Origin of the sequence: Citrobacter sp. RHB20-C16 (assembly GCF_013890155.1) — a bacterium.
Taxonomy (GTDB): domain Bacteria; phylum Pseudomonadota; class Gammaproteobacteria; order Enterobacterales; family Enterobacteriaceae; genus Citrobacter_A; species Citrobacter_A amalonaticus.
Window position 1 is genome coordinate 4496201 of the sequence record NZ_CP057630.1, and the last position, 12376, is coordinate 4508576.

Here is a 12376-nt window from a genome sequence, read left to right on the forward strand (position 1 = left end):
TTCACTCACACAAACCAGCAAGTGGCGTCCCCTAGGGGATTCGAACCCCTGTTACCGCCGTGAAAGGGCGGTGTCCTGGGCCTCTAGACGAAGGGGACACGAAAATTGCTTATCACGCGCTGCGTGATATTTTCGTGTAGGGTGAGCTTTCATCAATAGAAAGCGAGCGGCCTTATTCTGTTCAGCCTCACTCCCAACGCGTAAACGCCTTGCTTTTTACTTTTCATCAGACAATCTGTGTGGGCACTACAAAGGCAGGTTCTTTAAGGTAAGGAGGTGATCCAACCGCAGGTTCCCCTACGGTTACCTTGTTACGACTTCACCCCAGTCATGAATCACAAAGTGGTAAGCGCCCTCCCGAAGGTTAAGCTACCTACTTCTTTTGCAACCCACTCCCATGGTGTGACGGGCGGTGTGTACAAGGCCCGGGAACGTATTCACCGTGGCATTCTGATCCACGATTACTAGCGATTCCGACTTCATGGAGTCGAGTTGCAGACTCCAATCCGGACTACGACATACTTTATGAGGTCCGCTTGCTCTCGCGAGGTCGCTTCTCTTTGTATATGCCATTGTAGCACGTGTGTAGCCCTGGTCGTAAGGGCCATGATGACTTGACGTCATCCCCACCTTCCTCCAGTTTATCACTGGCAGTCTCCTTTGAGTTCCCGGCCTAACCGCTGGCAACAAAGGATAAGGGTTGCGCTCGTTGCGGGACTTAACCCAACATTTCACAACACGAGCTGACGACAGCCATGCAGCACCTGTCTCACAGTTCCCGAAGGCACCAAGGCATCTCTGCCAAGTTCTGTGGATGTCAAGACCAGGTAAGGTTCTTCGCGTTGCATCGAATTAAACCACATGCTCCACCGCTTGTGCGGGCCCCCGTCAATTCATTTGAGTTTTAACCTTGCGGCCGTACTCCCCAGGCGGTCTATTTAACGCGTTAGCTCCGGAAGCCACACCTCAAGGGCACAACCTCCAAATAGACATCGTTTACGGCGTGGACTACCAGGGTATCTAATCCTGTTTGCTCCCCACGCTTTCGCACCTGAGCGTCAGTCTTCGTCCAGGGGGCCGCCTTCGCCACCGGTATTCCTCCAGATCTCTACGCATTTCACCGCTACACCTGGAATTCTACCCCCCTCTACGAGACTCAAGCCTGCCAGTTTCGAATGCAGTTCCCAGGTTGAGCCCGGGGATTTCACATCCGACTTGACAGACCGCCTGCGTGCGCTTTACGCCCAGTAATTCCGATTAACGCTTGCACCCTCCGTATTACCGCGGCTGCTGGCACGGAGTTAGCCGGTGCTTCTTCTGCGGGTAACGTCAATTGCTGCGGTTATTAACCACAACACCTTCCTCCCCGCTGAAAGTACTTTACAACCCGAAGGCCTTCTTCATACACGCGGCATGGCTGCATCAGGCTTGCGCCCATTGTGCAATATTCCCCACTGCTGCCTCCCGTAGGAGTCTGGACCGTGTCTCAGTTCCAGTGTGGCTGGTCATCCTCTCAGACCAGCTAGGGATCGTCGCCTTGGTGAGCCGTTACCTCACCAACTAGCTAATCCCATCTGGGCACATCCGATGGCAAGAGGCCCGAAGGTCCCCCTCTTTGGTCTTGCGACATTATGCGGTATTAGCTACCGTTTCCAGTAGTTATCCCCCTCCATCGGGCAGTTTCCCAGACATTACTCACCCGTCCGCCACTCGTCAGCAAAGCAGCAAGCTGCTTCCTGTTACCGTTCGACTTGCATGTGTTAGGCCTGCCGCCAGCGTTCAATCTGAGCCATGATCAAACTCTTCAATTTAAGTTTGATGCTCTTAGAATTAAACGTCGTAATGAATTACGTGTTCACTCTTTGAGACTTGGTATTCATTTTTCGTCTTGCGACGTTAAGAATCCATGTCACTCTGAGTGCCCACACAGATTGTCTGATAAATTGTTAAAGAGCAGTTGCGACGCGCTTTAGCGCTCTGTCGCGAGGTGGCGTATATTACGCTTTCCTCTTTCAGAGTCAACCCTGATTTTCAGGATTTTTCTCTTCAACCGAACCGGCTGTTTGTGTGAAGTGATTCACATCCGCCGTGTCGATGGAGGCGCATTATAGGGAGTTCCCGGGCATCCGCAATAGAAAAGTTGCAGAAAAATGACTGACTGCTGCATTCCCCAGCAAAATCCCGCCTTATACCCTTTTATACACAGACTTATCCACAATCGTCGGGATCTTTGAGCGGATCTTCCCTGCCGTTAACGATCTATATAGAGAGAAAATCAGAACCAGAATCGAAAAAGAAAAATTCGCGAGCGTTGCGCAAACGTTTTCGTTACAATGCCCCCGCAAAACAAGGATGCCCCGTAAGGGGCGTTAGCTAAGTTTTTCACGAAAAATTCAGCTAACGCTCTCTGTTATCGTCAAATCCAGGGGATTTACCATGCAACAACGTCGTCCAGTCCGCCGCGCTCTGCTCAGTGTTTCTGACAAAGCCGGTATCGTCGAATTCGCCCAGGCACTTTCCGCACGTGGTGTGGATCTGCTGTCGACAGGGGGCACTGCCCGTCTGTTAGCAGAGAAAGGTCTGCCGGTGACCGAAGTTTCCGATTACACCGGTTTCCCGGAAATGATGGATGGACGCGTCAAAACCCTGCATCCTAAAGTACACGGCGGCATTCTCGGTCGTCGCGGTCAGGATGACGGGATTATGGAACAGCACGGCATCGCCCCCATCGACATGGTGGTTGTTAACCTTTATCCGTTCGCCCAGACCGTTGCCCGCGAAGGCTGCTCACTGGAAGATGCTGTAGAGAACATCGACATCGGCGGGCCGACAATGGTGCGCTCTGCCGCAAAGAACCATAAAGATGTCGCAATCGTTGTAAAGAGCAGCGACTACGACGCCATTATTAAAGAGATGGATGCCAACGACGGCTCTTTGACCCTCGATACCCGTTTCGACCTCGCGATTAAAGCCTTCGAACACACCGCCGCTTACGACAGTATGATTGCCAACTATTTTGGCAGCATGGTTCCGGCCTATCACGGTGAAAGCAAAGACGCCGCGGGTCGCTTCCCGCGGACGCTGAACCTGAACTTCATTAAGAAGCAGGATATGCGCTACGGTGAAAACAGCCACCAGCAGGCTGCATTCTATATAGAAGAGAACGTACAAGAAGCCTCCGTTGCAACCGCTCAGCAGGTTCAGGGCAAAGCGCTCTCCTATAACAACATCGCCGATACCGACGCCGCGCTGGAATGTGTGAAAGAGTTCAGCGAGCCAGCCTGCGTTATCGTCAAGCACGCGAACCCATGCGGCGTTGCCGTAAGCACCTCTATTCTGGATGCCTACGATCGCGCCTACAAAACCGACCCAACATCTGCCTTCGGCGGCATCATCGCCTTTAACCGCGAACTGGATGCTGAAACGGCGCAGGCCATCATCTCCCGTCAGTTTGTCGAAGTGATCATCGCTCCATCAGCGACCGATGAGGCGCTGAAAATCACCGCTGCCAAGCAAAACGTGCGCGTTCTGACCTGCGGTCAGTGGGCTGAGCGCGTGCCGGGCCTGGACTTCAAACGTGTTAACGGCGGTCTGCTGGTACAGGATCGCGATCTGGGTATGGTCACTGCTGGTGAGCTGCGCGTGGTGACGAAGCGCCAGCCGACCGAACAGGAACTGCGCGACGCGCTGTTCTGCTGGAAAGTCGCGAAGTTCGTTAAATCCAACGCCATTGTTTACGCCAAAGAGAACATGACTATCGGTATTGGCGCAGGCCAGATGAGCCGCGTCTACTCCGCTAAAATTGCCGGGATCAAAGCCGCGGATGAAGGTCTGGAAGTGAAAGGTTCCGCGATGGCGTCCGACGCCTTCTTCCCGTTCCGCGATGGTATTGATGCTGCTGCCGCTGTTGGCGTGAGCTGCGTGATCCAGCCAGGCGGTTCCATCCGTGATGATGAAGTCATTGCCGCTGCTGACGAACACGGCATTGCGATGATCTTCACCGACATGCGCCACTTCCGCCATTAATGGAGCGAGACATGAAAGTATTAGTTATCGGAAACGGCGGGCGCGAGCACGCTCTGGCGTGGAAAGCCGCTCAGTCACCAACAGTGGCAACCGTATTTGTTGCACCGGGTAACGCCGGCACCGCGCTGGAACCGACGCTGCAAAACGTCGCGATCGGCGCAACCGATATTCCGGCACTGCTGAACTTTGCCCAGAGTGAAAAGATTGACCTGACGATCGTCGGCCCGGAAGCGCCGCTGGTGAAAGGCGTGGTCGATACCTTCCGTGCGGCGGGCCTGAAAATCTTCGGTCCAACCGCAGGCGCGGCACAACTGGAAGGTTCAAAAGCGTTCACCAAAGATTTCCTTGCACGTCACCAGATCCCGACGGCCGAATATCAGAACTTTACGGAGATCGAACCAGCTCTCGCTTATCTGCGTGAGAAAGGCGCGCCGATCGTCATTAAGGCTGACGGTCTGGCTGCCGGTAAGGGTGTGATTGTCGCAATGACGCTGGAAGAAGCCGAAGCCGCCGTACATGATATGCTGGCTGGCAACGCGTTTGGCGACGCGGGTCATCGCATCGTGATTGAAGAGTTCCTCGACGGCGAAGAAGCCAGCTTTATCGTGATGGTCGACGGCGAGCACGTCTTGCCGATGGCGACCAGTCAGGATCATAAGCGCGTAGGCGATGGTGATACCGGCCTGAACACCGGCGGGATGGGTGCCTATTCTCCGGCGCCGGTGGTGACGGATGACGTCCATCAGCGCACGATGGAACGCATCATCTGGCCAACCGTCAAAGGCATGGCGGCAGAAGGTAACACCTATACCGGTTTCCTGTATGCCGGTCTGATGATCGACAAACAGGGCAATCCGAAGGTGATCGAATTTAACTGCCGCTTTGGCGATCCGGAAACCCAGCCCATCATGCTGCGTATGAAATCCGATCTGGTTGAGCTTTGCCTTGCTGCCTGCGAAGGCAAACTGGACGAGCAAAAATCAGAGTGGGATGATCGCGCCTCGCTTGGCGTGGTGATGGCAGCGGGCGGTTATCCTGGCGATTATCGCACCGGCGACGTGATCCACGGTTTGCCATTGGAAGAAGTGGCAGATGGCAAAGTGTTCCACGCCGGCACCCGACTGGACGATAACGAGCAGGTTATCACCAGCGGTGGTCGCGTGCTGTGCGTCACTGCGCTGGGGGATACGGTGGCAGAGGCGCAAAAACGCGCCTATGCCTTAATGACCGATATCCACTGGGACGACTGTTTCTGCCGTAAAGACATCGGCTGGCGCGCCATTGAGCGTGAACAGAACTAACGCGACAGTTTCGCCAGCAGCGTCTTTCGCGTAATCCCTAGCTGACGGGCGGCTTCCGTTTTGTTGCCGCCCGTTTTTTCCAGCGCCGCCAGAATCACCTCTTTTTCGACTTCCACCAGCGGCTGAATGGCCTGCTCCGTCATGAGCGGCAGGGGCTGACTCGCGATCGCCAGCGGCAGCTCGCGCTCAGAAATATACTCTCCGGTCAGCAGGACCACTGAACGCTCAATCGCATTTTCCAGCTCACGGATATTCCCCGGCCAGTCGTAGTGAATCAGCAGATCCATCGCCCGTGGGGTAAACCCTTTCACCGCCTTACGGTTACGTTCAGCAAACCGCTGGCGAAAGTGGTCAGCCAACAGGGGGATATCTTCCCGCCGCTGACGCAGCGACGGCGTTTCAATGGTCACTACGTTCAGGCGATAGTAGAGATCCTGACGAAAACGTCCGGCTTGCACCTCTTGTGCCAGATCGCGATGAGTCGCGGCAATCAGGCGGACATCGACCGAGATCGTCTGGTTGCTGCCCACACGCTGAACTTCGCGTTCCTGAATCGCCCGCAGTAACCGCACCTGCATCATCGGCGAGATATCACCAATCTCATCAAGAAACAGCGTGCCGCCATCGGCTTCGACAAAACGCCCTTCCCGGCGCTTGTCGGCACCGGTAAATGCGCCTTTTTCATGACCGAACAGCTCAGATTCCAGTAGCGACTCGTTGAGCGCCGCGCAGTTCAACGTTACCAGCGGTTTGTCGCTCCGCTCACTGCAGGCATGCAGCGCGCGCGCCACCAGCTCTTTCCCGGTGCCAGAATCTCCATGAATCAATACCGTTGCATCGGAAGGCGCAACCATCGCAATTTCACTCAGCAGTTGTCGCATCGCCGGGCTTTCGCCGACCATCCCAAACTGCGAGGCGGAAACTGACGGCAGCTCGCTGGCGGATGCTCGCGTATGCGCCAGCGCGTTTTCCAGCGTCGTTTGCAGATTATCAAAATCCAACGGTTTGATTAAGTAATCCTGCGCGCCGGTTTTTAGCGCCTCTACCGCCGTCTCCACGCTGGAAAACGCCGTCATGATCAGCACCGGAATTGCCGGGTTCAGCGTCTTGATCTCTTTCAGCGTTTCGATGCCGTCCAGCTCCGCCATGCGTACATCGCACAACACGAGGTCAAAGACGTGTTCACGCACCTGCTCGAGTGCGGCTCGCCCGCTGTAGGCCAGCGCGACGTCATAGCCCCATCCTCGCAGTAATGCCTGTAAAATAGTGCAGTGGCTGACGTCGTCATCCACCACCAGAATATCGATCTTTGCGCGAATCATCCTTGTGAATCCTTACGTGTTAACGTCACCGGGAGCCAGAGGGTGAACGTTGCGCCTTTACCTGGCAGGCTATCCGCCTGGATCGTCCCGCCATGCTGTTCAATGATGTTCTGTACCACCGCCAGCCCCAGTCCCGTACCGTCCGCTTTCGTCGTGAAATAAGGGGTGAAAATGGCGGCCAGCTGTTCCGCCGCAATCCCTTTCCCGCTGTCTGCAACGGTGATTTTAACGCGATCGGCTCCGCTTGTGCTTGCCTCAACGCGGATGGTCCCCTGCCGATCGATGGCATGAATCGCGTTCAGATAAAGATTCAGCAACACCTGCGTCAGCCGGTCCGGGTCAGCCTGAACGGGCGGCAGCGCAGGGTCAGACACAAATTGCAGCTCAATCGCCCGACTCTGCGCGTCCTGGCTGACCAGTTGCAGAGAGTGGTCAATTACCGCATTGAGATCCACCGACTGCAAGGACAAGTGCGCGGGCTTCACCAGTTCCAGCAGTTCACTGACCACCCGGTTTAAACGATCGGCCTCTTTCGCCATCACCTGCGCCAGTTCATGCGCTTCACCGCCCGCTGGCGCGCGTTCAGCAAAGTACTTTGCCAGTCCTTTGATGGAAGAGAGCGGATTTCGAATCTCATGCGCGACGCCTGCGGCCAGATGCCCGATCGCCACCAGCTTCTCTTTACGGTTCATCTCATCCTGCAACAGCTGGCGAGAACGCAGGTATCGCCGGTACCAGAAAAACGTCAGGAGAGTTGCCAACAGCACGGTGGTCAGCGCGAAAAGCATAATCAGCGTATTACGCCACTCACGCGCCTGCGTCATGGCCAACTCACTGGCATCAAAGGCGATAAAAATGAACTGATGAGCAGAACCCGGCATTGCGCCATTACCACGCGACATCCCACGCATCCCGTGTCGTCCAGGGAAAAACAGCGGCTGGAACTGACGATAGATCTCCAGCGCCGGAACGGTCTCCCCCTGCGCATCCGTCGCGTCAAGCGCACGCCAGCGCGCCTCTTCTCCTGGGTGTAATGTGTGCATCTCTGCTGGCGAGTAGAGCGTTTTCCCGACCAGGGCAGGATCGCTGTGCATGACAACGTTGCCCTGCGCATCGGTCACGGCAAACCACAGCACGCCTGGCTGCCCCGCCATCTCTTCGAGCAGCGTTTGCTGCTGAGCATGATGCATCCGCATGCCCATCCCGACGCGCGTCCCCGACTCCAGTGCACGGATTAGCACACTACCTTTTTCCAGCAGCGTCTGCCGCGCTGCGTCACTTTCACGCCCGTAATCACGGATCACCATCACGGCAAATAGCCCAACCAGAATCAGGATGATGGCGGGTAGCACCCCGCTCAACCATCGGGCTACCGTATCCTTATGTTCTCGCATCATTCTCATCAGCTCTGAGTGACTCAATCCCTTCTTTTCAGCAGAAATCATGCCACTTTTCGCGGCTCGTATCCCGGTCTTGCCACACAAACTGCCGACACCGCCGGGTAAAAATGACCCACTGCGTCCTTCCGGCGAGTCATTTTTACTCGCTTTGCTGGCCTGTGCATCGCCAGAACCCGCGCCAGGCGGGAAGAATCAGTCTGGCACGGAAGATGCAATACAGAAGATAAGACCACCCACTGGAGGATAAATGATGAAACGGAACACGAAAGCAGGCCTGGCGCTGATCGCCCTCTCTTTGATGGTGCTGGGCTCCAGCCCCGCCCTGGCGCGGCATCACTGGGGGAACGGCGGCGGCATGTGGCAACAAAATGGCAGTGGACTGAACGCAGAGCAGCAGGCTGCCGCGCAAAAAATCCATAATGACTTTTACAACCAGACTAACGCCCTACGCCAACAACTGATGTCCAAACGCTATGAATACAACGCGCTGTTAGCGACGAATCCGCCGGATACCGCCAAAATCAATGCGGTGGCGAAAGAGATGGAATCCTTAAGACAGTCACTGGATGAACAACGGGTGAAACGGGATGTTGCCATGGCTCAGGCCGGTGTCCCTGGCGGTATGGGGATGGGTTACGGCGGATGCGGTGGTCGTGGCGGCCACATGGGAATGGGACACTGGTAATGTTTTGCCTGATGGCGCGACGCTTATCAGGCCTACAGAATGTCTGATGTAAGCCGCCATCCGGCACCCATCAAAACGTTTTTTCTTTTGGCTGCCAGTGGCAGAAGTCGGAATTCGCCACCAGCAGAAGCTGTGACCCTTCGGGCGCCTCCAGCCATGCCACGCTGACGTCAACAGATGAATGGCTCTGGCGGCGCTCAATGTGACTCATCGCCCAGGCATCTAAATCCGGTTTAATCGTCTCGCCTTCGCAGGTGGTAACCGTACGTTCAGCGGCATGCCAGCGTCCCTGACGCAAGACCACCCGCCCCTGTCGCAATGCATCGCTGGTCTGGCGGATCTGCTCGGCACGGTAACGGTACAATTCGATTTGGTCGTTCGACAACTGCTGTTTATGACCATCGACTTCGCGCTGCATAAAGCTCAGTTCGCCGCGATCGTCAAAACGCACGCGGATATGCTCCGGCGGTTCGCCATAAATATTGAGTTCTATCAGTGAAAGGGAATCACCCTGCCAGCGGTACTCGCTGGTTGTGGTACTGCCATTACGCCACGGACTGAACACCGAAAGCATATGGACGCCGTCTGATGCGTCTTTACGCCAGATACGCACCGCACCCTGGTTGTCAGCAAACCCACTGGCGGTAAACGGCGGAAGAGAGGCGTTATGGCTACAGGCCGTTAGCAACAGCACGCCTGCTAACGTCAACGTGCGACGCCAGACAGACGAAAGGGGCGAAGCCGCCCCTTCATTAAAACTGTTCACAGCCACGCGGTCTTACTTAACTGCGTCTTTCAGTGCTTTACCAGAAACAAACGCCGGTACGTTAGCTGCGGCGATTTTGATTTCTTTACCGGTCTGCGGGTTGCGGCCAGTGCGCTCAGCACGGTGGTTCACTTTGAAGGTACCGAAACCAACCAGTTGTACAGCATCGCCTTCTTTCAGAGACTCAGTAATAGCAGCCAGAGTGGATTCCAGAGCAGCTTTAGCCTGGGTTTTGGACAGTTCTGCTTTGTCTGCAATTACATCAATCAGTTGAGTCTTGTTCATAAGTTATCCTTACAATGTGTTTATCGCTTGCTAAGCATCGAGTGCGACGGAAATGCCAGAAAAGCACTCTCCTGCATACACGCACCGATAGCCACTTTTTTTCGCCCTCCAAATGTAGACCAGACGGGGGGCGGAAGGGAAGCCTTCAGGTACGACAATTCAGAAGTTAAATCACGTTTTCGTGTCTTACTGCTGCAAATTTATACCGATATTGCTCTCGCCAGCCTCACGCAGGTCTGCTCTAAGCCCTTTTATCAGCTCAATGTCGCGTTCTTCACAGTCAGCTAAAAGTCGGAATATTTCCCACTGAATATCCCACTCTTGCTCCACCGCCGGGTTATCTTTGAGCTCTTCATCGCTCATTTCTCGACCTGCCTGGGTCATTTCCAGCATCGCAACCGTAGTGATGGACGTCTTGCTGACTTCAATGGCGTGTTCCAGCGTCTCACCGCTCAAACGGGAATGAACCAGCTCGCTTAACGCCACGCAGGCATCAATGGCCGGATAAACCCCATACAAGTCATAATCGTCTGCCGCCGGGATCGCTTCTTCAAACTTCTCCAGTTGGCTGTCGAAATTCACTTTCGCGTCTTTGACCGTCAGCGTTTCCCAGATCAGGTCCAGAATACGGCGGTACACCTGTCCGTCGCCAAACCCGGTCTGTTGGCAGAACATGGCATAGTTCGGGTACATGCGCTCACACAGGCAGGCCATAAACGTGACGTGCTGCCAGCTTTCCAGACGTTCCAGACGCAGATGAATCGGGTTTTGTAACATGATGAATTCTCGAATCAGAAATTAGCGGCAGTGTACCGCAATCAGGGCTGAATTTCCTGCCATCGCATAAATGCTGGACGTTCCGATGCCACCGCATCCGCCCAGCGGGTTGGCTCCGGCAGGCGGTAGCCTTTCATACAGCACTGCACCCACGCCAGGGCGCTGTCCAACCCGACACGATGGCCCGTAGCGATAAACAGCGGATTACAGCGTGCTTTGCTGCGCCAGACCCATGCCAGTTGCTCATCTTTGTCCATCAGCGGCGCCAGTGCGCCAGGTTCAGCAGAGAGTGGTTCGAACTTGCCGCACAATCGTTTTTTCGCCACACCAATGGTCGGCACATCCACCAACAGTCCGAAATGGCTGGCCACGCCGAGACGGCGCGGATGGGAAATACCGTGACCATCCACAAAGAGCAAATCGGGTTTTTGCGAGAGTTGCTCCCACGCTGCCAGCAACGCGGGATATTCACGGAAGGAGAGAAAGCCGGGGATATAAGGCATGGTGGTGGCGATGCGCGCCACTTTGTATTCAACCAGTTCCAGCGAGGGATATTTCAGCAAAACCATCGCCGCCCGCGTCACCTCTCCGCCCTGTTCAAACCCCACGTCTGCCCCGCCGATCAGATCCGGCGGATCGTTATCAAGTTGATCCACGCGGATTACAGATGAGGCCAGTTCAAGTTGTTGAGCGCGTAGCGACGCGAGGTCCATATGGTCTCCTTAGCGGTGGTATTGCGCGGACAGCCGGTGCACCGCCTCCACAAAGGCGCCAGCATGTTCTGGCGGCACGTCCTGGTGGATGCCGTGACCGAGGTTAAAGACGTGGCCTTCCCCCTGGCCGAAACCAGAAAGTATAGACGCCACTTCTTCTTCGATCCGCGCCGTAGGCGCATAGAGCATGGAAGGATCCATGTTGCCCTGTAAAGCAACCTTGTGTCCCACGCGACGACGTGCATCGGCAATATCGGTGGTCCAGTCGAGTCCGAGCGCATCGCAGCCGGTTTCCGCCATCGCTTCCAGCCACTGTCCGCCACCTTTAGTAAACAGCGTCACCGGCACGCGGCGACCGTCGTTTTCACGCAGCAGGCCATCAACAATTTTGTGCATGTAATACAGCGAGAACTGCTGATAATCGCGTCCGGTCAGCACGCCACCCCAGGTGTCGAAAATCATCACCGACTGCGCGCCCGCCTTGATTTGAGCATTCAGATACAGCGTGACGCTCTTCGCCAGCTTATCAAGTAGCGCATGCAGCGTTTTCGGGTCGGCATACATCATCTTTTTAATCACGGTAAAGGCTTTGCTGCTTCCGCCTTCCACCATGTAGGTCGCCAGCGTCCACGGACTGCCGGAGAAGCCAATCAGCGGCACATCGCCTTTTAGCTCGCGACGAATCGTGCGTACCGCGTTCATCACGTAGCCCAGTTCATCTTCCGGATCGGGAACCGGCAGCTTGTCGACATCGGCTTTGCAGGCGACCGGTGCAGTAAAACGCGGACCTTCGCCGGCTTCAAACCAGAGCCCCAGCCCCATCGCATCCGGAATGGTCAGGATATCCGAGAAGAGGATCGCCGCATCAAGCGGATAACGGCGCAGCGGCTGGAGCGTCACTTCGCAGGCCAGCTCGGCATTTTTGCACAGCGACATAAAATCGCCCGCCTCTGCGCGGGTGGCTTTATATTCCGGTAAATAGCGGCCCGCCTGGCGCATCATCCATACCGGGGTGACATCAACGGGCTGGCGCAGCAGCGCACGCAGATAACGATCGTTCTTCAGTTCGGTCATTTTTGCAGTTCCTTATTGCGTCAGGCC

The 12376-nt window shown here is 55.6% G+C and carries 10 protein-coding genes, 1 tRNA gene and 1 rRNA gene; 3 read left to right on the top strand and 9 right to left on the bottom strand.

The window, feature by feature from the left end; translation table 11 throughout:
• Window positions 1-22: 22 nt before the first annotated feature.
• Together HVX64_RS21495 and HVX64_RS21500 are read right to left on the bottom strand one after the other, a co-directional pair.
• Window positions 23-98 (bottom strand) — tRNA-Glu (locus HVX64_RS21495).
• Window positions 99-269: 171 nt separating this feature from the next.
• Window positions 270-1811 (bottom strand): 16S ribosomal RNA (locus tag HVX64_RS21500).
• Window positions 1812-2436: 625 nt separating this feature from the next.
• On the opposite strand from HVX64_RS21500, the gene purH reads away from it, so the two are divergent.
• Both purH and purD read left to right on the top strand, forming a co-directional pair.
• Window positions 2437-4026, top strand: a complete 1590-nt coding sequence (gene purH, locus HVX64_RS21505) for a bifunctional phosphoribosylaminoimidazolecarboxamide formyltransferase/IMP cyclohydrolase (protein WP_044256817.1) — start codon at window positions 2437-2439, stop codon at window positions 4024-4026.
• 11 nt (window positions 4027-4037) lie between these two features.
• The gene (gene purD / locus HVX64_RS21510) at window positions 4038-5327 is read left to right on the top strand and encodes a phosphoribosylamine--glycine ligase (RefSeq protein ID WP_044256815.1); all 1290 of its coding nucleotides are present in this window, start codon (window positions 4038-4040) and stop codon (window positions 5325-5327) included.
• Here the strand turns inward: purD and zraR are convergent.
• A complete protein-coding gene (gene zraR / locus HVX64_RS21515; protein WP_044256813.1) occupies window positions 5324-6649 on the bottom strand; it encodes a sigma-54-dependent response regulator transcription factor ZraR in 1326 nt (441 codons plus the stop codon). The two genes, purD and zraR, sit on opposite strands and share 4 nt — an antisense overlap.
• Window positions 6646-8052, bottom strand: a complete 1407-nt coding sequence (gene zraS / locus HVX64_RS21520) for a two-component system sensor histidine kinase ZraS (protein WP_044256811.1) — start codon at window positions 8050-8052, stop codon at window positions 6646-6648. The genes zraR and zraS overlap by 4 nt, the downstream gene beginning before the upstream one ends.
• A gap of 247 nt (window positions 8053-8299) precedes the next feature.
• On the opposite strand from zraS, the gene zraP reads away from it, so the two are divergent.
• Complete coding sequence (gene zraP / locus HVX64_RS21525) at window positions 8300-8734, top strand: zinc resistance sensor/chaperone ZraP (protein WP_044256818.1); 435 nt, start codon at window positions 8300-8302, stop codon at window positions 8732-8734.
• Window positions 8735-8804: 70 nt separating this feature from the next.
• Here the strand turns inward: zraP and HVX64_RS21530 are convergent, their stop codons facing one another.
• The 5 genes from HVX64_RS21530 to hemE all read right to left on the bottom strand — a co-directional run bounded on the left by HVX64_RS21530 (window position 8805) and on the right by hemE (window position 12349).
• Complete coding sequence (locus HVX64_RS21530) at window positions 8805-9500, bottom strand: DUF1481 domain-containing protein (protein ID WP_043001799.1); 696 nt, start codon at window positions 9498-9500, stop codon at window positions 8805-8807.
• 12 nt (window positions 9501-9512) lie between these two features.
• The gene (gene hupA, locus HVX64_RS21535; RefSeq protein ID WP_001044509.1) at window positions 9513-9785 is read right to left on the bottom strand and encodes a nucleoid-associated protein HU-alpha; all 273 of its coding nucleotides are present in this window, start codon (window positions 9783-9785) and stop codon (window positions 9513-9515) included.
• Window positions 9786-9971: 186 nt separating this feature from the next.
• Window positions 9972-10562 carry a YjaG family protein gene (locus HVX64_RS21540; RefSeq protein ID WP_042998985.1) on the bottom strand — a complete coding sequence of 197 codons (591 nt, stop codon included), beginning with the start codon at window positions 10560-10562 and terminating at the stop codon, window positions 9972-9974.
• Window positions 10563-10603: 41 nt separating this feature from the next.
• The gene (gene nfi / locus HVX64_RS21545; protein WP_181825158.1) at window positions 10604-11275 is read right to left on the bottom strand and encodes a deoxyribonuclease V; all 672 of its coding nucleotides are present in this window, start codon (window positions 11273-11275) and stop codon (window positions 10604-10606) included.
• Window positions 11276-11284: 9 nt separating this feature from the next.
• A complete protein-coding gene (hemE, locus tag HVX64_RS21550; protein ID WP_042998983.1) occupies window positions 11285-12349 on the bottom strand; it encodes a uroporphyrinogen decarboxylase in 1065 nt (354 codons plus the stop codon).
• Window positions 12350-12376 lie beyond the last annotated feature (27 nt).